Source organism: Rhodoferax sp. P2_H8_2 (genome assembly GCF_056403235.1).
Genome location: NZ_JBFUFW010000005.1, coordinates 216,035 through 235,437, shown reverse-complemented (window position 1 = coordinate 235,437; position 19,403 = coordinate 216,035). Strand labels below are relative to the sequence as shown.

Genomic DNA, 19,403 nt, shown 5'->3' with positions numbered 1-19,403 from the left:
CGTGGTGCGCGGGGGGGGACTCGAACCCCCACACCATTGCTGGCGTCAGGACCTAAACCTGGTGCGTCTACCAATTTCGCCACCCGCGCAAAAACAAAATGGGGGGGTCCAAAGCGACTGCAGACCCTGCCTGCAGCACCCTGACCACCCCATATGAAATCGGTCAACCGCGTATTTTAACCTGCTGCGGAGGCGCCCCCTTTTTTAAGCCGGTGTTTCGCGCTTCACGCGGAACCATGCGGCGTACATCGCGGGCAGCGCCAACAGCGTCAGCACAGTGGCAACGACCAGCCCGCCCATGATGGCCACAGCCATGGGGCCCCAGAACACCGAGCGCGACAGCGGAATCATCGCCAACACCGCAGCGGCTGCTGTCAGCACAATGGGGCGCAAACGGCGTACTGCAGATTCGACAATGGCCTCCCAAGCTGGAACGCCTGCCGCCCTGTCCTGCTCAATCTGATCAATCAAGATCACGGAATTGCGCTGAATCATTCCCATCAGGGCGATCACGCCCAGTAGCGCGACGAAACCAAATGGACGGTTGAACAGCAGCAAAGCGCCAGCAACGCCGGCAATCCCCAAGGGGCCCGTCAGGAAGACCAGCACCGAGCGGCTGAAGCTATGCAGTTGCAACATCAACAGCGTGAAGGTGATGAACAGCATGATGGGCACGCCCGCCACGATGGAATCCGAGCCCTGGGCGCTCTTTTCCACAGCACCGGCGACTTCGATGCGATAGCCCGCTGGCCACTTGGCACTGATGTCCGCCAGCGCGGGCTGCAGCTCCTTGGTCACGGTCGCGCCCTGCAGGCCTTCGACGATGTCGCACTGCACCGTGATCGCGTAATCGCGGTTCTCGCGCCACATCACGCCCGGCTCCCAAGTGAAGACGGGTTTGGCAATCTGCGTCAGCGGAATCGATTTGCCCGAGGCAGTAGGCAAATAGGCATTGCCGATGTCGGTGATCGCATTGCGCTCATCCAGCGGTTGGCGCAGCACGATGTCAATCAGCTTGTCGCCTTCCTGGTACTGGCCGACGGTGGTGCCGCTCAGCATCGTGCGAGACGCTTGCGCGATGGATTGGCTGGTCACACCGAGCGCGCGCGCTTTAGCTTGGTCAACCTCCAGACGCAGCACCTTGATCGATTCATTCCAGTTGTCGTTGACGCCCCGCGCATTCGGGCTGGCGCGCATTGCGGCCTTGACCTGATCAGCATAGCCGCGCAAAGCAACCGGATCAGGGCCGACGACGCGGAACTGCACCGGGAACGGAACCGGTGGTCCATTAGGCAACAGCTTGACACGGCCGCGCACTTCCGGGAACTCCTGCGCCAACATGGCTGGCAGGCGTACACGCAAGGTCTCGCGTACCTTCAGGTCTTTGGACACCAGAATGAACTGCGACACGTTGGACTGCGGGAACACCTGATCCAGCGGCAAATAAAAACGTGGCACGCCGGAACCGACCCAAGTACTGACCGTGGCGACACCCTCTTCTTGCAGGAAGCGCGCTTCGACCCGCTTGGTGACTTCTTCATTGGCCTTGAAGGACGTGCCTTCCGGGAACCAGATGTCCACCATGATTTCAGGGCGACTGGAGTCCGGGAAGAACTGCTGTTGCACCTTGCCCATGCCAACAATGCCTAGCGCAAAAATCAGGATAGTCGCGCCAATCGTCAGCCAGCGGTGTTCAATGCACCAATTCAAAGTACGGCGAAAGGCCTTGTAAAACGGTGTATCGAAATGCTCGTGCGGACCGTCACCGGCTGCATGCGGCTTGACCTTGAGCAACAACGTACCGAGGTACGGCACAAAGTACACAGAAACAATCCAGCTCAGCACCAGCGCGATCACCGTCACCGCGAAGATCGCAAAGGTGTATTCGCCGGTCATGGATTTAGCAATACCGATAGGCAGGAAGCCAGCAGCGGTAATCAGCGTGCCCGTCAACATGGGCATGGCCGTGACTTCATAGGCAAAGGTGGCAGCACGGACCTTGTCGTAGCCCTCTTCCATCTTTCGCACCATCATTTCGACCGCAATGATCGCGTCGTCCACCAGCAGACCCAGCGCGATGATCAGCGAGCCCAGCGATATCTTGTGCAGGCCAATGCCAAAGTAATTCATCGCCAAAAAGGTGACCGCTAGTACCAGCGGAATCGTGATGCCCACGACCAGGCCGGGGCGGATATCGACGTAATAGCGCTTCCACAACGGATGTTGGCCTTCGCGCTTGTGCAGGCCCAGCGCGATAAAGCTCACGGCCAACACGATCAGCACCGCTTCGATCAGCGTACGGACAAACTCACCCACCGAACTGGACACAGACTTGGGCTGGTCTTGCACCTGGCTGATCTTGATACCGACAGGCAACTTCTTCTCGATATTGGCAAACGCCACTTTCAGCGATTTGCCCAAGCGGATGATGTCGCCACCCTTGGCCATCGATACGCCGACGGCAATCACTTCCTTGCCCTGGTGGCGCACCTTGATGGAAGGCGGATCGATATAGGCCTGTTTGATATCAGCAATGTCCCCCAGCTTGAGCTGGTTGCCGGAACTGCCGCGGATTGGCATGTTGCGCAATTCATCCACGCGCTTGAACTGGCCGGCGACGCGCACTTGTAGTACGTCCAGCGGAGCCTGCACCGTGCCGGCGCTTTCCACTGCGTTTTGCTGCGCCAGTTGGCCCAGCACCTGGGTCATGTCCAGACCCAGCTGCGACAGGCGGCGCTGCGAGATTTCGATAAACAGTTTTTCGTCCTGCGCACCAAACAGTTCGACCTTGGACACGTCCTTGACACGCAGCAACTGCTGGCGCACGTCGTCGGCGAATTCCTTCAGTTCGGCATAGGAGAATCCATCAGCCTCCAGCGCGTAGATCACGCCATAGACGTCGCCAAACTCATCATTGAAGAACGGCCCTTGCACGCCCTGCGGCAAGGTGTAGCGCATGTCGTTGACCTTCTTGCGCACCTGGTACCAGACGTTGGGCACTTCAGCGGCCGGGCTGGAGTCCTTGATTTCCAAAATGATCTGCGACTCGCCAGGCTTGGAGTAGCTGCGGATCTTGTCCGAGTACGGTACTTCCTGCAGCGTTTTTTCCAGCTTGTCAGTAACTTGTTCGGCCACCTGCTGCGCCGTGGCGCCAGGCCAGTAGGTTCGCACGACCATTGCGCGGAACGTGAATGGCGGGTCCTCATCCTGACCGAGCTGGAAGTAGGCGGCGACGCCCAGCAGCATCAGCACAATCATCAAATACACCGTGAGCGGCCGGTGGTCCAGCGCCCACTTGGACAGGTTGAAGCCCTCTTTGGGTTGTTGTTGTGTCATGGTGCGCTCACTTAGGTGCCGAAGCGGGTGCTACAGAATTCATAGCCGCTTGCGCCTGTCCTGCGGGCGCTGCAGGCACATTCTCCTTATAAAGCGTGACCTTCTGACCCGGCGACAACACGTGCACACCGGCGGACACGACCTGCATGCCGGGCGTTAGGCCCGCCACCACGACGACGTCATTGCCGTCCGCAGTCGCAATCTGCACCGGCTGCGAACGCACCGTCATCGCGGCGGTATCAAGCACCCAGACCGCGGCCTTGCCGCCGTCCTGGAAAAACGCGCTGGTCGGCAGCTTGATGACTTGCATCGCGCTGCGATCCAATCCCTTGGGGTTCACAGTCACGGTGGTTCCCAGCGCCAAAGCATCCTTGGCCTCCATCGACACCTTGACCGCGAATGTGCGGGTCACCGGGTCTGTACTGGCAGCGACTTCGCGCACTACGCCCTTCAATGGAGTGGTCGAGCCCCAGGCCTTCACCTCTACGGCAGAGCCCGCCTTGATCAGCACAATCTTGTCTTCAGGCACCGAAAACACCACATCACGCGGGCCGTCCTGCGCAATACGCACGACCGGCGTACCGGCGGCCACCACCTGGCCCGGCTCGGCATCCACCGAGGTCACAACACCGGACACGTCCGCCACCAGCGTGGTGTACGCAGCCTGGTTGCCTTGGCCGGAAGATTGGGCCTGGGCCTGGTCGAGTTGGGCCTGGGCCGACTTCAGCGCCGCATCGCGGCGCTCCAGTTCGGCACCGCTGATGAAATTCTTCTCAAACAAGTCTTTGTAGCGTTTGTAGTCGGCGGCGGCCAGATCGCGGTTGGTCAACGCGGCGCCCAAACCCGCTTTGGCAGCTTCGGCTGACAACTTGTAATCCTGCGGATCCAGCTGCGCCAGCACATCGCCGGCTTTCACGCGCTGTCCCAGCTCGGCCTGGCGGCGAATCATCTTGCCCGCCACCCGGAAGCCCAGCCTGGATTCAACCCGGGCACGCACCTCGCCCGCGTATTCGGCGTTGGACTGAATATGGTCCGCCCCCACCGTGACCACGCGCACGGCACGGATCGGCTCTTCAGGGGGAGCGGGTTTGGAGCAGGCGGCGAGCACCAGGGTGGCAGCGAGGAGCGTGACGCTCAATAAGGAGCTTGGGGGGGTGAGACTGCGATGCATGGTGCGTCCAGAGAGGGTTGAAGACTGCGGCAAATGCCTAAACAAACACTTTAATGACCGATGGGTTAGTAATTTAGGGTAAATACGGATCGCTGTCAACTGACAGGGCATGTCCTTGGCGGCAACATGGCATCCACCGAATGCTGTTTCTCCCTTATCGCAAGGCAAAATCCGGCCATGCAGCAATCCCCCTCCATCGCATCCGTCAACGCTGCGGCACCCATCACCCATTACGAAAACTTCCCCGTCGCCTCCTGGCTGTGCCCGCCCCGGCTGCGCGCGCCCATCACCGCGATCTACCACTTTGCCCGCACGGCGGACGATATTGCCGACGAAGGCGACCTGTCTGCTGAAGACCGACTGGCGCAACTGCACGCCTACCGGCAAGCGTTGGATGCACTGTACGCCGCCAACGATGACACTGTCGAGTCAGCTTCCGGCTGGCCACGGGTCTTCGGCCCGCTGCGCCATGCCATCGCGTCCCACCAGTTGCCGCAGCAGCTGTTGCGGGACTTACTGGACGCCTTTGTCCAAGATGTGGAAATGACCCGCGATGGCGCGACCTATGCCAATGAGACCCAGTTGCTGGACTATTGCCGCCGCTCCGCCAACCCGGTCGGACGGCTGTTATTACACCTCTATGGCATCACCGACGCAGAGGCGCTAATAGAGAGCGACGCGATCTGCACCGCCCTGCAGTTGATCAACTTCTGGCAAGACCTGAGCCGCGATATTCCCAATGGCCGCTACTACGTGACGGACGCTGACCGTGCAAAGTTTGGCGTGCCCCAGTCCGACATTCTGGCCCGGAGCCAAACCCCGTCCGCTACAAAATTGATAGCTGCCTACGCACATTCTGCGCGCTCTGCGATGCTAAAAGGTGCTCCGTTGGTGCATCGGTTACCGGGGCGTGCGGGATGGGAATTGCGGTTGGTGGTTCAAGGCGGGCTGCGTATCCTGGACAAGATTGAGGCCATGAACTTTGCTACTTTGCGGGCGCGGCCTAAGTTGCATTGGTGGGATGTTTTGGTGATGGGGTGGCGGGCTTTGTGGATGTAGCCGAAAGACATTTCTTACGCCAGCGGACGGCATGGGGTAAGCCCCAAAGCGAATGTCCCCCGGGCCGTGAGGGCCCTCCTCCTTGATTTCGCAATGGGGCTCACCCCACACCATCCGCTTGAAAATCTGTTGGCCGAGAAATGGACTCAGGGTCACTGGCGCACCAACATCGTTTCAGATCAGGTGGGTTGGGTACTCTTTTTCGGGAGGTCAAGGAGGAGCGGCCCTCACGGCCGCGGGGGACACGTACGGAAAAGAGTACCCGACACGCCCGATCCAGAAGAAACGTCACATCAAAAGTGAATTTAGACCCCAAAGCCTGAGTGACAATCAGAAGATATGACCCCCGAGCAATACGTACAAGAAAAAGCAGCCGCCTCGGGCAGCAGCTTCTATTACGCCTTCCTGTTTCTCCCCAAACCGCGCCGGGCCGCGATCACTGCGTTCTATGCATTCTGCCGTGAAGTGGATGACGTGGTGGACGACATGGTGGACCCCAGCGTTGCGGCGACCAAGCTGGCCTGGTGGCAAAAAGAAGTGGGCAGCGCGTTTGCGGGCCAGCCCAGCCATCCGGTGATGAAGGCGCTGATGCCGCACTGTGCGGATTACGCGATTGAGCCCCGGCACCTGCTGGACATCATTGCCGGCTGCCAGATGGATCTGGAGCAGACGCGCTACCTCGACTACCCTGGCCTGCAACGCTATTGCCATCTGGTCGCTGGCATCGTCGGCGAAGTGGCGGCAAGGATTTTTGGGCAGACCGATCCACAAACCACCGCCTACGCCCACAAGCTGAGCCAGGCGCTGCAACTGACCAACATCATCCGCGACGTCGGTGAAGACGCAATGCGGGGACGCATCTACCTGCCGGTCAATGAACTGCAACAGTTTGAAGTCAAGGCGCAGGAAATATTGCAGCGCACGTACTCTGACCGTTTCACCGCGCTGATGCAATTCCAGGCGCAACGCGCGCAAGGTCTGTACGACGAAGCGCTCGCCTTGCTGCCTGAGTCGGACCGCCGCACGCAAAAGCCAGGCCTGATGATGGGCAGCATTTACCGGGCGCTACTGCGCGAGATTGAGCACGAGAACTTCCAGGTGCTGCACCAGCGCATCAGCCTGACACCACTGCGCAAATTCTGGCTGGCGTGGAAAGTTCAAGCCCTCGGCAGGCTATGAAGATAGCCATCGTTGGCGCGGGCTGGGCGGGCATGGCAGCCGCAGTAGCGGCGATTGAAGCCGGCCACCAGGTGACGGTTTTTGAAGCAGCCCGCGCAGTCGGTGGGCGGGCCAGAGCGCTCAATGGCAGATTGCCCGACGGTACCAGCATCACATTGGACAACGGCCAGCACATCCTGATTGGCGCCTACTCCGACACGCTGGCGCTGATGCGTACCGTAGGCGTGAAGCCCGAAGATGCCCTGCTGCGCTTGCCACTGACTTTGCAATTCCCGGATGGCGCGGGCTTGGTGTTGCCACTGTGGCCCAGTCCACTCGACGCCTTTGCCGGCATCCTGACAGCACGCGGCTGGCGCTGGGGTGACAAGTGGTCGCTCTTGCGTACGGCCATCGGCTGGCAGAACCAGGGCTTTCGCTGCGCGCCGCATGCCACCGTTGCCGACCTGTGTGCAGACCTGACGCCCACCATCATGCAAACCCTGATGGAGCCGCTGTGCGTTTCTGCGCTCAACACACCCGCGCATCAGGCCAGTGGCACGGTATTTCTGCGCGTGCTACAGGACTCATTGTTTGGTGGCACGGGCGGCTCCAACCTGCTGTTACCGCGCATCGATCTGGGCGCGCTGTTTCCTGAAGCGGCTGCGCGCTGGGTGCAGCAGCGCGGCGGCATGGTGCACACCGGCACACGCGTGCAGACGTTGCACTACACAGCGGATGCCAGCGCGCCATGGCAAATCAACGGAGAAACCTTTGACGCCGTTGTCTGGGCGACTTCATCATCCAATGCGGCCCAGGCCCTTGCGGAATGTGCGCAAGCAGCTCCTGAAATAATACCAACCCCAATGAAGCATTGGGTTGCTCAGGCAGAGGCTTTGCACTTCGAAGCGATCACCACGGTCTATGCCTTCGCGCCGAACGCACGCTTGCAGCAACCGATGCTCGCGCTGCGCAGTAACTCGACATTGGCTCCGGCCCAGTTCGTGTTTGACCGCGGCCAACTGGGTGGCCCCAAGGGCTTGCTGGCTTGGGTCGTCAGCGCCAGCCACGGTGAGCGCGAGGCGCTGGAAGCGCAGGTCTTGCAGCAGGCGCGTGATCAACTGGGGCTGGAGATGCAGGCCGTGCAGACTGTCGTCGAGAAGCGTGCCACCTTCGCCTGCACACCCGCACTGCAACGCCCTGCGGCCCGCGTTGCGCAGGGTTTGTTTGCCTGCGGTGACTACGTCGACGGCCCCTACCCCGCTACACTGGAAGGCGCTGTGCGCAGTGGGCGCCACGCGATCTCGCTTCTGAACAATCCATGAAAACATTCTTCAAGATAGTGGGCCTCGCGCTGGCCCTGTTGATGCTCATCATCGGCAGCCTTGCGGGTTGGTACATCTATACCAAGCTGCCGGTGCGCAAGGGGACAGTAGACATCCATGGTCTGAGCGCCACCGTGAGCGTGCAGTACGACGAGCGCGGCGTGCCGCATATCAGCGCCGAGAACGAGAGCGACATGTACAAGGCGCTGGGCTATGTGCATGCGCAAGACCGTCTGTTTCAGATGGAGATGGTGCGCCGCCTCGCCAAGGGTGAGCTGGCCGAAATTCTCGGCCCCGATTTGCTGGAAGTCGACAAGCTGTTTCGCACGCTGGGCATCCGCGAGCACGCGCAGCAGTATGTGAAGAAGATGGACTTCTCGACTCCCTCTGGAAAAGCGCTGCTGGCGTATCTGGACGGCATCAACCAGTACCAGGACACACACCGCGCGCCTATGGAGTTTGATCTGCTGGGCATTCCACAGACGCCGTTTAAACCCGAAGACACGATCGCCGTCTCTGGCTATCTCGCCTACAGCTTTGCCGCGGCCTTCAAGACCGAGCCGGTGATGACCTACATCCGCGACCATCTGGGCCCGGACTATTTGCGCGCTTTTGACACTGAGTGGCACGCGCAGGGAGTGGTCAACACGGCGGCGCTGGGCACCAAAGACCTGAGCCAGCTGGCGCATCTGTCCAAGGTAAGCCAGCAAGCGCTGAGCCTCGCGGGCCTGCCCTTTTTCCAGGGTAGCAATGCATGGGCTATTGCGGGCACCCGCACCGGCAGCGGCAAGCCGCTGTTGGCGGGCGATCCGCATATCGGCTTCTCGGTGCCCGCCGTCTGGTACGAAGCACATTTGAGTTCGCCGGGTTTTGAGCTGTACGGCCATTACCAGGCGCTGAACCCGGTGGCGCTGTTAGGCCACAACACGCAGTTCGGCTGGAGCCTGACGATGTTTGAGAACGATGACATCGATCTGATCGCAGAAAAGGTGAACCCGGAAAACGCTAAGCAAGTATGGGCGGGCGACCAGTGGGTGGACCTGACAGAGCGGACTGAAACGATTGCGGTCAAGGGCAAGGCACCGGTGCAACTGGTGCTGCGCACCTCACCGCACGGCCCCATCATCACCGACGCTTTCAAGGAAGCGCTGGACGGCAAACCGGTGGCCATGTGGTGGGCCTTCCTGCAAACCGACAACCCCATCCTCGATGCCTTCTACGAACTCAACCGCGCCGACACACGCGACAAGGCGCGCGAAGCAGCGCGCAAGATCCATGCGCCGGGTCTGAATATTGTCTGGGCCAACACCGCTGGCGACATCGCCTGGTGGGCTGCTGCCAAGTTGCCGATCCGTCCGCCCGGTGTGAACCCGATGTTCATCCTCGACGCCGCCAAGGGCGAAGCCGACAAGCTGGGCTACTACAACTTCGACTTCAACCCGCAAGAAGAAAACCCGGCGCGCGGCTACATCGTCTCCGCCAACCACCAGCCGCAACCTACCAGCGGCGTGCCGGTGCCGGGCTATTACCTGCTGCCAGATCGCGTGCGTCGCCTGGACGACGCATTGAAGGACCCGGCGAAGAAATGGAACACCGCTGCCGCGCAGGCCCTGCAACTCGACAGTGGCAATGGCTACGCCCCGCGCGTTCTGAAAGAGCTGCTGCCGGTGTTGCAGCAGGTCATCACCGACCCCAATGACAAAGCGTTTCTGGAACCGCTGCTCAAATGGGACGGCGACTACACCCGCGACAGCATTGGTGCCACGCTGTTCGCGCAGATGATGTACGAGCTGGCCAAAGAAGCGTTTGAAGACGAGCTGGGCGAAGAGCAGTTCAAGAACCTGCTGGAAACCCCGGCGATGGACCACGCGCTGGCACTGCTCGCTGCAGACCCGACCTCACCTTGGTGGGACAACGTGAATACCAAGGCCAAAGAGAGCCGGTACGAGACCATGCGCATCGTCTGGAACCATACGCTGAAGCACCTGCAAACCCAATACGGCAGCAGCCTGCTCGAATGGACCTGGGGTGCAACACACACGCTGACGCACGGCCATCCGCTGGGCATGCAAAAGCCGCTGAACTTGCTGTTCAACGTCGGCCCATTCCGCGTACCCGGCGGCCGGGAAACGCCGAACAACCTGTCCAACTCGATTGGCCCGGCGCCCTGGGCCGTGACCTATGGGCCATCTACCCGCCGCGTGATTGATTTTGCGGATGCCAGCAAGGCGGTGGGCATCAACCCGGTGGGCCAAAGCGGCGTGCTGTTTGACCGGCATTACGCCGACCAGGCCGAGCGCCACGCCGAAGGCATTTATGTGCCGCAGCACCTGAGTGTGGCCGATGTCAAAGAGCACACCAAGAGCACGCTGACGCTGCAACCGGTTCCCTAGACTCCCAGCCGAGTACAAAGTTGTGCCAGATCCGGCACATGCAAGTGCGGGGTCTGCGGGTGTTGCCAGACAGCGCCGGTGCGGTTGACCCAGGCAGACTGCATGCCCGCGTCCAGCGCGCCCAGCACATCCATGTGCGGGTCATCGCCCACATGCAAGACCTGGTGCGGCGCACACTGCAAGGCATCTGCCGCCGCATGAAATATGCGCGGGTCGGGTTTGGCGAAGCCCGCTTCGCGCGCGCCAATGCTGCCCTGAAAAAAGTGCCCCAGACCCACACGCTGCACATCGGCATTGCCATTGGTCAGTGCCAGCAGTGGCATGCGGGCGGATAAGCGTGTGAGTGCGTCCACCACCTCGTCATACAGAGTCACCTCCATGCGCGCTTCAAAGAACACGTCGAACCCGCCTTGCGCCAATTCTTCCGCGTCACCCGCCGAACGCAAGGCCAGGCGAATGGTCTCCATACGCAATGCGCTCAAATCGTGGCTGATATGTGGCATGTCCCGCTCGACCTGCGCACGCAATGCAAGCCGCTCTGGCAGAGAGGAAAACAGCGTGGCAGTGGCAGGCGCGCGCACTGCCAGCCATTCTTGCAACTTAAGCTCGGCGCGCTCAATCGTCGGGCGGATCGGCCACAGCGTGTCGTCCAGGTCCAGGGTCATTGCCCGAATGTTTGAAAGGTCCAGCATAGGTGCGGGAGAATAGCGCATGCCCATTCCTTCACCGTTCTCCCCCGAGCCTCCCTTCAAGCATGGCCAGCCCGCTGGCACTGCCGTCCTGTATTGCAACCTGGGCACGCCCGATGAGCCCACGCCCAAGGCGGTGCGCCGTTACCTGGCCGAATTTTTGAGCGACCACCGTGTCGTTGAAATTCCGCGATTGATATGGTGGCTGATCCTGCACGGCATCATCTTGCGCGTGCGGCCCGCCAAGTCGGCGGCGAAGTACGCCAGCATCTGGACACCCGAAGGCTCGCCCCTGCGCATCTGGACCGAGAAGCAGGCCAAGATGCTGCAAGGTTGGCTGGGCCAGCGCAACCACCGCGTCACCGTACGCCACGCGATGCGCTACGGCTCGCCATCCATCCTGTCGCAACTGGATGCGCTCAAGGCGGAAGGCTTTACCCGCGTACTGATCGTGCCCGCCTATCCGCAGTATTCGGCAACGACGACAGCCAGTGTGTTCGATGCGGTGTACGACTGGGGGCAAAAGACGCGCCGTCTGCCCGAGCTGCGTTTTGTGAACAACTACCACGACGACGGCGGCTACATCATGGCGCTCGCGATGCGCATAGAGCGGCACTGGCAAACACACGGCAAGCCGGACCAGTTGGTGATGAGCTTTCACGGCGTGCCGCAACGCACGCTGGAACTGGGAGACCCCTACCACTGCGAATGCATGAAGACCGCGCGGCTGCTGGCCGAGCAACTGGGTATTGGCAAGGACCAATACAAGGTTACGTTCCAATCGCGCCTAGGCCGTGCGCAATGGCTTCAGCCGTATACCGAGCCTAGCCTGGTGGCGATGGCCAAGGCGGGCACGAAGCGCGTGGACGTGGTGTGCCCCGGCTTTACCAGCGACTGCCTGGAAACGCTGGAAGAAATCAACATGGAGGCGCGCGACGCGTTTCTAAAAGCAGGCGGCAAGGTGTTCCACTACATCCCTTGCATCAACGACGACCCCGAGTGGATCACCGCGCTGTGCAACATCACGCAGCGCCACCTGTCTGGCTGGCCTACTCAGGAAGCACCGGATGCCAAGGAACTGGCCACATCGCGCAAAGAGGCGCTGGCGATGGGTGCAAAGGATTAAGGCAACAGGCGATCAGCCGGTTGCGGAACGACTTCTTTGACGGAGTTAACGAAGTAGTCGGTTTCACCAAAGCAGGAAGTGGGCAGGCCCTTGTGCTGTTCGTAGTGCAGCGTCACACGCTTGCCCATCGTCGCTTCAATCTGCGTTGCAACCGCTGGGTCGCGGACGGTGAAAAAGAACTTCTCGGGAGCAGCACCGGGAATCGCAATCAGCGACAGCTCGCCTTCCCAGGTCTTGCAAATCCAGCCTTTGCTGGAGAGCTTTTGCATGAAACCCGCGCGCTCACCCTCGGAGTAGCTCCAGGAGAACGCGATGAAGATGTAGGCGGCGAACAGCAGGGCTGCAATTACCAGGATGCTCAACAGGGAGAGAGAGACTTTTTTGGCTGTCAGTGGCATGGAGAGGCTTTCGGAAATCAATTGGCTCAAGTCTAAGCGTTCTATATTGCCGGTATTTGAAAGCAGCGCTACTTCTGGAACAGGCGTGTCGGGTACTCCCCTCCGCGAATGTCCTCCGGCCTTCGGCCTCCCCCTTGATTTCGCTGCGGGGAGCACCCAACCCACCTGATCTGAAACGATATTGGTGCGGTTCAGTCGCCAGCATTGACGAGTTGACGGTGTGGGGTTGGCCTCATTGCGAAATCAAGGCGGAGGCCGAAGGCCGGGGGACATTCGCTTTGAGGCTTACCCCGCAACGTCAGCGGGCGAAAGAAGAGGTGCTAGACAGCCCGTTTCCGACGAATACGACCCAACACCCGATACCCACCATATCCAAACAGCAGAACCAGCAAACTAACAACGAACAATCCGTACGTAGGCCACCAATAGTTGAAGAAACTGTTGATCAACACCTGACGCTGCGGGTTGTAATCCTTGGGCATCGCAAGCACACCATTTTGCTGCGCATAGCGGTCGTAGTCGGCTGACATGCCACGCACCACCTCAGGCATCTGGTCGATCCGGTCATTGGTCTCGCCGGGGTCTTTCAGCATGTCATAAAGATGCCACTTGCCATCGCCTACCGGCGGCAGATTCACAACCAGCTTCAGATCGCCCTTGAAGATGGCGGCGTTGCCCGACAACTCATAGCCCAACACCTCTCGCTCCCCGCGCACCGCCTGTGCTTTGCCCGTCAACACGGGTAGCAGGCTCTTGCCCACCATTGGCTCCACGTCCTGATCCTTGTAGCGATTGCCCGGTGCCTGCACACCGGCGAGGTCCAGCAGGGTCGGAGCAATGTCGGTCACATGGGTCAGCGCAGTCTGGATTTGTTGCGGTTTGGAGCCCTTGACGCCTGCGATCAGCATCGGCACGCGGATGCCACCCTCCCCTGCATAGAACTTGTAAGTAGACAGCGGTGAGGCCTGCGCACTGGCCCAACTCGGGCCTGGAACCGCATAGGCGCCGGGGCCACCCATACGGTCAATGTCCAGGCTGTACTGCGTCCAGATCCAGCCGCGCGCCTGGCTGTAGTCCGCGCCCTCGGGGCCGTTATCCGACATGAATACAAACACCGTGTTGTCGTACTCGCCGGTTTCCTTCAAATGCGCAATCAGGCGGCCTACCTCGAAGTCCATCGCGTCGGCCATTCCCGCATAGACCTCCATGCGGCGCTGTTCGTACAGCTTGTCCTTTTCGCTCAGGGCGTTCCAGTCGCCGGTGGTCTTCATCCGCACCGCGGCGGCGCTTGCAGGAACCAGCCCCAGCGCGATGGCCCTTTGGCGCCGCTCTTCGCGCAGCGCATCCCAACCGTCCTTGTAGCGACCCTTGTACTTGTCGATGAAGACCTTGGGCGCTTGCAGCGGCACGTGGTTGGCCTGAAAGCCCACATAGGCAAAGAACGGTTGTTCCTTGCGCGTGTCGGTCTTCAGGTAGTTGATCATGTGATCGACGAAATAGGTCGAGGAGTAGTACTCCTTTGGCATCACTGCCTCTTTGCCGTCTTCAAACCACTCCACCTTGGAGGAATGCGGCAGGTAGCGCTGCTGTGGATCCCAGTTGTCGGAACCGGTGTCGCCCTGGATGATGGAGCGGTCAAAACCGCGTTTGTTGGGCAGGTTGTAGGGCTCGGAGCCCACGTTCCATTTGCCAGTGATGTAGGTGCGGTAGCCGCTGTCCTGCAACAGGCTGGCCACGGTCACGACGTTCTGGTTCAGCGAGCCTTGGTAGCCAGGCTGGCCGCGATGTTCCCTCGGCATCGCTTCGCGCAGATTGCCGACGCCGTTGCGGTGGTTGTCCACGCCGGTGAGCAGCATCGAACGCGAGGGCGCGCAGGAAGCAGCGGCATGGAAGTTGGAAAAGCGCACGCCTCGCTTGGCCAGCTCGTCGATATTCGGTGTGGAGATTTCACCGCCAAACGCACCTACATCGGTAAAGCCCCAGTCATCAGCGACCAGGATCACGATGTTTGGTTTTATGGCAGGTTTTGCGACAGGTTGGGTGGGGGTAGCGGCAAATGCGGTGGTGGCACACAGTGCAAGTGTGGTCAACCAAAGAGCGTGTTTCGTTTTCATGCCCCGCTTTATGCCACAAATTGGCCACGGCGCCCGAATAATGTGCGTAAGCAGCTATGTTTTTTGTAGCACTTTCGCGTGGGCCGTGTCAATGAACCGGGTCACCAGATTCAACTGGTCTGGCACATTCAAGGCCGGCGCATGGCCGCAGCCCGCAATCTCCACCACCTGCAAATTCCCGGTCGCTCCGGGGCCGCGTTGCCGCATCTGGGCAATCGTCTCGCGCAACACCAGATCGGAATCCTCACCGCGCAAGCACAGCACCGGCACGTCAATCGCGTCGTAGTGCTCCCAGATCAGGTAGTCGTCCGGGTGCGCGATGAACTGACGCACCATCGCCGGGTCGTAATGCGGCGTATAGCGGCCATCTGGCAGACGCCGCGTGGAGGTTTCGGTCAGGCGCCTCCACTGCGCGTCACTCAGCCAGCCGTAGGGCTTGTAGACCTGGCGGAAGAAAGCTTCCAACTCCATCACTGTGTCGAACGCGGGTGGGTTGCCGGCATAAGAACGAATGCGCGTCACAGCAGCGGCAGCGATTTCGGGCGCATTGTCATTGAGCGTCAGACTCAAAATGCGCGGCTTCGTCGATGGCGTCAGAAGCCCACCGGCACAGACGGTACCGATCGCGCCGCCCATCGAGGTACCCACCCAATGCGCGCGTTCAATCGCAAGTTGATCCATCAACGATTCAGCCAATCGCGCATAAAACGCAAGGCAATATTCCGCGTCCGGTTGTTTACTCCACTGGCTTAGGCCGCGACCTATCGTGTCCGGGCAGATCACGCGGTAGCGCGGGGCGAGATGGGCCGCAAGCTCGTCCATATCGCGCCCGGTGCGGGCCAGGCCGTGCCATGCGATGACCACGGGTGCATCCGCAGCACCCCACTGTGTGTAGTGGAGTTCGTACCCGGCGCACTGCAAATAGTGAGAGCTGTGTGTCATGGCCTTGGGTCCTCGCAGGTTTAGCCTTGGCGCATGGCGGCGGTGCGCAAGCGCCCCACCACACCGGTCGGGAAGTAATACACCGACAGCACAAACAGCAGCCCCAGCCATAACAGCCAGCGGTCCGGTGACAGCAGCGAGGCCAACAGCGGTATCGAAGAGGCGGCCTCGCTGCCCAGGCGCAACAGATCCTGCAAGTAGCTTTGCGCCACCAGGAACAGCGCCGCGCCGATGATGGCGCCATACATCGTGCCCATGCCACCAATCACCACGATCAACAACACGTCCATCATGATCTCGAACGATAGCGATGTATCTGGCCCGTTGTAGCGCAGCCAGATCGCCAGCATCGCACCGGCCAGCGTGGCGAACAAGGCAGACAGAATGCTGGACGTGGTGCGGTACACCACGACGCGGTAGCCGATCGCCTCGGCGCGGAATTCGTTGTCACGGATAGCCTGCAATACGCGGCCGAACGGTGAGTTGACGATGCGCAGCAACGTCAGGAAAAGCACGACGGTCGTGATGAACAACACGTAGTAGCACAGCAGCCGCCCATCCAGATTCACGCCCAGAAAGGGTTGGTCGCTGAATTCGTAGGCGGGTGTCAGTATCTCGGGCACCTTGAACGTCAGTCCGTCCTCGCCGCCAGTAATGTCACTGAGCTGCGAGGCCAATGTCAGAAACGCCGACGCCACGGCCAACGTGATCATCGCGAAAAAGATCGCACGCACCCGCAGCGAGAACAAGCCGATCACCAAAGCCAATACAAAAGATAGCGCCAGTGACGCCACCAGTGCCACCGCAATGGCTTCCCAGGTCGGGCCCATACGCGTCGTCGCCACTGCAATGCCAAACGCGCCAATGCCATAGAACATCGTGTGCGCAAAACTCACAATACCGGTGTAGCCCAGCAGCAGGTCAAACGAAGCCACGAGCACGATGAAAACCAGAATCTTGGCTGCCACGTTCAGCGCCTTGACGCCGGGAAACAGAAACGGCGTGAACGCCAGCGCGAGCACCAGCAAAACCAGCAGCAGCGCCAGCCAGCGGCTGCGCGGCAAATCGTTGGAGAGAAATCTTTGCAACATGTTCAGCTCCTTATCGGTTGGCGACGGGATAAACACCCTGAGGGCGCCACAGCAAGATGGCGACCATCAATCCGATGTTGGAAAACAGCGCGACCTTGGGAAGCAGGAAGCCGGTGTAGTTGGCCATCAAGCCAACCAGCAAAGCGCCTATCAGCGCACCACCGGTTGAGCCCAGGCCGCCAATGATGATCACGATGAAGATCAGCACATTGATTTGCGCGCCCATTTGCGGCGTCACCGTCTGTTGGTACATGCCCCACATCACGCCACCCAGACCCGCCAGCGCACTACCCACAACAAACACGCCAATGAACAGGCGTTTGATGCGGTAGCCCAGCGACTCGACCATTTCACGGTCTTGCACACCGGCGCGAATCAGCAAGCCCAGCTTGGTACGGCTGAGTACCCAGGCCAGTGCGCCAAACACCACCAGCCCTACAACGACAGCCATCAAGCGGTACTTCTCAATCGCAGCATCCCCGAGCAGGATGGAGCCACGCATACCTTCGGGCAGCGGCAAAGGAATTTGCGCAGGGCCCCAGATGACCTTGATCAGCTCTTCGCCAATGATCATGCCGCCCATGGTGATCAGGATTTGTTTCAGATGCTGCCCGTAGACCGGGCGCACGATGAAACGCTCAAACGCCAAGCCCACAGCCCCAGCCACCAGCATCGCCACCAGCATCGCCGGGAACACCGCCACCAAATTGCGCCACAGCTCACCTGATGCCGTCCAGTCGCCCATCAGCCCCATTACGGTGGTGGCCACGAAAGCGCCCAGCGCAATAAACACGCCATGGCCGAAGTTCAGTACATCCATCAGGCCGAACACCAGCGTCAAGCCAGAGGCGATGATGAAAATAATCATGCCCATCGCGAGGCCCGCAACGGTGAGCGTCAACCAGGTGGATGACGAGCCAATCATCGGCATCACCAGCACGGCGAGCAAGGGCACCAAAGCCAGCGGCTTCCAGTCGAAATCGAGTTTTTTCATAGTGCCAGCCCCAACAGCGAGCGCTGCAGTTCTTCGTTCTCCGCCAGGTCTTTCATCGAACCCGCGTGCACGACACGGCCGTCGTCCATCACGGCAACGTGGTCACCCAGGCGTTTTGCGAAGCTGATGTTCTGTTCCACCAGCAAGATCGTGGTGCCGGTCTTCTTCAGCTCGGCAAACGCATCAATCATGTTGTTGATGATCGCGGGTGCCAAGCCCTTGCTGGGCTCGTCAACGATCAACAGCTTGCGCGGCTCAACGATGGCGCGCGCCACCGCCAGCATCTGCTTTTGACCGCCGGACAGCTTGCCGGCGGGATGGTTCCAGAATTTTTCCACCGCGGGAAACAGCTTGTAGATCCATTGCAGTCGCGCCGCGTCCATCTGCGAAGCGCGGCCAGCTTTGCGGGCGGCCAGCAGCATGTTTTCCTGCACCGTGAGATCAGAAAATATGCCCATGTTTTCCGGCACGTAGGCCACGTCTTGCGAGGCAATCAGCGGAGTAGGCGTATGTGTAATGTCCTGGCCATCCAGCACCACCGTACCTTGCGACGCCTGCCACAGGCCCATGATGGTTCGCAGTGTCGTGGTCTTGCCCGCGCCATTGCGGCCTAGCAGCATCGTCAGTTCACCGCGCGGCACTGCGAGGTCCACGCCATGCAGGATGTGGTACGCCCCGATGTGGGTATGAACACCTGACAGCGTAAGAAGGTTATCGCTCATGCCGCCTCCTCCTCTGCGGGAGCTACGCCGAGGTAAGCCTCTTGCACAACGGGCGATGCAATCACAGTTGCGGGGTCGCCATCAGCGACCAACGTTCCGTTGTGCAGAACGATGATGCGGTCCGAGAGTTCGCGCACCACGTCCATCTTGTGTTCCACCAGCAGAATGGTTTTGGTCTTGTCCTTCTTCAGCGCGCGGATCAAATCCAGAATGACCGGTGCTTCGTCATGGCTCATGCCCGCAGTGGGTTCGTCGAACATGTAGACCTGCGGGTCCAGAGCCATCAACAGCGCCACTTCCAGCTTGCGCTGGTCGCCATGCGGCAGGCTCACGACGGCCTGGCCTTGCTGGTGCGTCATCGCGACCGACTCCAGAATCTCCAATGCCCGCTGGGTCAGTGCCTTGTGATCACTCCAAATGCTCCACAGATTCAGCCCGCGCAGGTGCTTGCCGCTCTTGGTCGCCTGAACCGCCAGCCGAACGTTCTCCAGTACCGTCAAAAACGGAAACAGATTGGTCAGCTGAAACGCCCGCCCCAGCCCGGCCAGCGTGCGCGCCGAAGGCGGCAGACCAGAAAGATCGCGGCCATTGAGCGACACCGTTCCGTGGCTGGCCTTGAGCTGCCCGGAAATCAGGTTGAAGTAGGTCGTCTTGCCAGCCCCATTGGGGCCAACAATGGCCGTGAGCGTGCCCGGCTGGAAAGTACAGCTGACAGCATTCACCGCCACGTGCCCGCCGAAGCGGATCGTGAGTTCTTTGGTTTCAAGCATTTGTATTGGTCCCCAAAAGAGTGGGAACGGTGTAGCGAGCAGTCGTCAGGCAAGGCGCACGGAGCGCAGGGACCGGAACGTACTCAGGTACGTGAGGATCCCGAGCACCGCGCAACGC

At 60.4% G+C, this 19,403-nt stretch carries 15 protein-coding genes and 1 tRNA gene; 5 read left to right on the top strand and 11 right to left on the bottom strand.

Annotated features, from left to right (window positions below; all coding sequences use genetic code 11):
• Positions 1-2 precede the first annotated feature (2 nt).
• The 3 genes from AC1DV6_RS11495 to AC1DV6_RS11485 all read right to left on the bottom strand — a co-directional run bounded on the left by AC1DV6_RS11495 (position 3) and on the right by AC1DV6_RS11485 (position 4,507).
• A tRNA-Leu gene (locus tag AC1DV6_RS11495) sits at positions 3-89 on the bottom strand.
• A gap of 115 nt (positions 90-204) precedes the next feature.
• Positions 205-3,336 carry an efflux RND transporter permease subunit gene (locus AC1DV6_RS11490; RefSeq protein WP_477977603.1) on the bottom strand — a complete coding sequence of 1,044 codons (3,132 nt, stop codon included), beginning with the start codon at positions 3,334-3,336 and terminating at the stop codon, positions 205-207.
• A 7-nt stretch (positions 3,337-3,343) separates the two neighbouring features.
• Positions 3,344-4,507, bottom strand: coding sequence for an efflux RND transporter periplasmic adaptor subunit (locus AC1DV6_RS11485; protein WP_477977602.1), 1,164 nt, complete (start codon positions 4,505-4,507; stop codon positions 3,344-3,346).
• Between the two features lie 177 nt (positions 4,508-4,684).
• On the opposite strand from AC1DV6_RS11485, the gene hpnC reads away from it, so the two are divergent.
• The 4 genes from hpnC (at position 4,685) to AC1DV6_RS11465 (ending at position 10,439) form a co-directional block, all read left to right on the top strand.
• Entirely contained in the window at positions 4,685-5,566 is an 882-nt protein-coding gene (gene hpnC / locus AC1DV6_RS11480) for a squalene synthase HpnC (protein ID WP_477977601.1), read from the top strand.
• A gap of 339 nt (positions 5,567-5,905) precedes the next feature.
• The gene (gene hpnD, locus AC1DV6_RS11475; RefSeq protein WP_477977600.1) at positions 5,906-6,745 is read left to right on the top strand and encodes a presqualene diphosphate synthase HpnD; all 840 of its coding nucleotides are present in this window, start codon (positions 5,906-5,908) and stop codon (positions 6,743-6,745) included.
• Complete coding sequence (hpnE, locus tag AC1DV6_RS11470; RefSeq protein WP_477977599.1) at positions 6,742-8,046, top strand: hydroxysqualene dehydroxylase HpnE; 1,305 nt, start codon at positions 6,742-6,744, stop codon at positions 8,044-8,046. Before hpnD ends, hpnE begins: the two co-directional genes overlap by 4 nt.
• Entirely contained in the window at positions 8,043-10,439 is a 2,397-nt protein-coding gene (locus AC1DV6_RS11465) for a penicillin acylase family protein (RefSeq protein WP_477977598.1), read from the top strand. Before hpnE ends, AC1DV6_RS11465 begins: the two co-directional genes overlap by 4 nt.
• Here the strand turns inward: AC1DV6_RS11465 and AC1DV6_RS11460 are convergent.
• Positions 10,436-11,152, bottom strand: coding sequence for an HAD family hydrolase (locus AC1DV6_RS11460; RefSeq protein WP_477977597.1), 717 nt, complete (start codon positions 11,150-11,152; stop codon positions 10,436-10,438). The genes AC1DV6_RS11465 and AC1DV6_RS11460 overlap by 4 nt on opposite strands.
• On the opposite strand from AC1DV6_RS11460, the gene hemH reads away from it, so the two are divergent.
• Entirely contained in the window at positions 11,151-12,254 is a 1,104-nt protein-coding gene (gene hemH, locus AC1DV6_RS11455; RefSeq protein WP_477977596.1) for a ferrochelatase, read from the top strand. The genes AC1DV6_RS11460 and hemH overlap by 2 nt on opposite strands.
• Here hemH and AC1DV6_RS11450 read toward each other — a convergent pair.
• From AC1DV6_RS11450 to AC1DV6_RS11420, 7 genes are all read right to left on the bottom strand, one after another.
• On the bottom strand, positions 12,251-12,682 hold the full coding sequence (locus AC1DV6_RS11450; RefSeq protein ID WP_477977595.1) for a hypothetical protein: 432 nt from the start codon (positions 12,680-12,682) through the stop codon (positions 12,251-12,253). The genes hemH and AC1DV6_RS11450 overlap by 4 nt on opposite strands.
• Before the next feature lie 290 nt (positions 12,683-12,972).
• Positions 12,973-14,766, bottom strand: coding sequence for an arylsulfatase (locus AC1DV6_RS11445; RefSeq protein ID WP_477977594.1), 1,794 nt, complete (start codon positions 14,764-14,766; stop codon positions 12,973-12,975).
• Positions 14,767-14,820: 54 nt separating this feature from the next.
• On the bottom strand, positions 14,821-15,708 hold the full coding sequence (locus tag AC1DV6_RS11440) for an alpha/beta fold hydrolase (RefSeq protein WP_477977593.1): 888 nt from the start codon (positions 15,706-15,708) through the stop codon (positions 14,821-14,823).
• Positions 15,709-15,728: 20 nt separating this feature from the next.
• Positions 15,729-16,799, bottom strand: a complete 1,071-nt coding sequence (locus tag AC1DV6_RS11435; protein ID WP_477977592.1) for a branched-chain amino acid ABC transporter permease — start codon at positions 16,797-16,799, stop codon at positions 15,729-15,731.
• 10 nt (positions 16,800-16,809) lie between these two features.
• Positions 16,810-17,793 (bottom strand): branched-chain amino acid ABC transporter permease, encoded by a 984-nt coding sequence (locus tag AC1DV6_RS11430; protein ID WP_477977591.1) that lies wholly within the window; start codon positions 17,791-17,793, stop codon positions 16,810-16,812.
• Positions 17,790-18,515 (bottom strand): ABC transporter ATP-binding protein, encoded by a 726-nt coding sequence (locus tag AC1DV6_RS11425; RefSeq protein ID WP_477977590.1) that lies wholly within the window; start codon positions 18,513-18,515, stop codon positions 17,790-17,792. Before AC1DV6_RS11425 ends, AC1DV6_RS11430 begins: the two co-directional genes overlap by 4 nt.
• Positions 18,512-19,285, bottom strand: a complete 774-nt coding sequence (locus AC1DV6_RS11420) for an ABC transporter ATP-binding protein (RefSeq protein ID WP_477977589.1) — start codon at positions 19,283-19,285, stop codon at positions 18,512-18,514. Before AC1DV6_RS11420 ends, AC1DV6_RS11425 begins: the two co-directional genes overlap by 4 nt.
• Positions 19,286-19,403 lie beyond the last annotated feature (118 nt).

What these genes read in the sequence shown, in the direction of transcription:
- AC1DV6_RS11490 (WP_477977603.1), bottom strand. Translation starts at nt 3,336, where the DNA reads ATGACACAACAACAACCCAAAGAGGGCTTCAACCTGTCCAAGTGGGCG.
- AC1DV6_RS11485 (WP_477977602.1), bottom strand. Translation starts at nt 4,507, where the DNA reads ATGCATCGCAGTCTCACCCCCCCAAGCTCCTTATTGAGCGTCACGCTC.
- hpnC (WP_477977601.1), top strand. Translation starts at nt 4,685, where the DNA reads ATGCAGCAATCCCCCTCCATCGCATCCGTCAACGCTGCGGCACCCATC.
- hpnD (WP_477977600.1), top strand. Translation starts at nt 5,906, where the DNA reads ATGACCCCCGAGCAATACGTACAAGAAAAAGCAGCCGCCTCGGGCAGC.
- hpnE (WP_477977599.1), top strand. Translation starts at nt 6,742, where the DNA reads ATGAAGATAGCCATCGTTGGCGCGGGCTGGGCGGGCATGGCAGCCGCA.
- AC1DV6_RS11465 (WP_477977598.1), top strand. Translation starts at nt 8,043, where the DNA reads ATGAAAACATTCTTCAAGATAGTGGGCCTCGCGCTGGCCCTGTTGATG.
- hemH (WP_477977596.1), top strand. Translation starts at nt 11,151, where the DNA reads ATGCCCATTCCTTCACCGTTCTCCCCCGAGCCTCCCTTCAAGCATGGC.
- AC1DV6_RS11460 (WP_477977597.1), bottom strand. Translation starts at nt 11,152, where the DNA reads ATGCGCTATTCTCCCGCACCTATGCTGGACCTTTCAAACATTCGGGCA.
- AC1DV6_RS11445 (WP_477977594.1), bottom strand. Translation starts at nt 14,766, where the DNA reads ATGAAAACGAAACACGCTCTTTGGTTGACCACACTTGCACTGTGTGCC.
- AC1DV6_RS11440 (WP_477977593.1), bottom strand. Translation starts at nt 15,708, where the DNA reads ATGACACACAGCTCTCACTATTTGCAGTGCGCCGGGTACGAACTCCAC.
- AC1DV6_RS11435 (WP_477977592.1), bottom strand. Translation starts at nt 16,799, where the DNA reads ATGTTGCAAAGATTTCTCTCCAACGATTTGCCGCGCAGCCGCTGGCTG.
- AC1DV6_RS11430 (WP_477977591.1), bottom strand. Translation starts at nt 17,793, where the DNA reads ATGAAAAAACTCGATTTCGACTGGAAGCCGCTGGCTTTGGTGCCCTTG.
- AC1DV6_RS11425 (WP_477977590.1), bottom strand. Translation starts at nt 18,515, where the DNA reads ATGAGCGATAACCTTCTTACGCTGTCAGGTGTTCATACCCACATCGGG.
- AC1DV6_RS11420 (WP_477977589.1), bottom strand. Translation starts at nt 19,285, where the DNA reads ATGCTTGAAACCAAAGAACTCACGATCCGCTTCGGCGGGCACGTGGCG.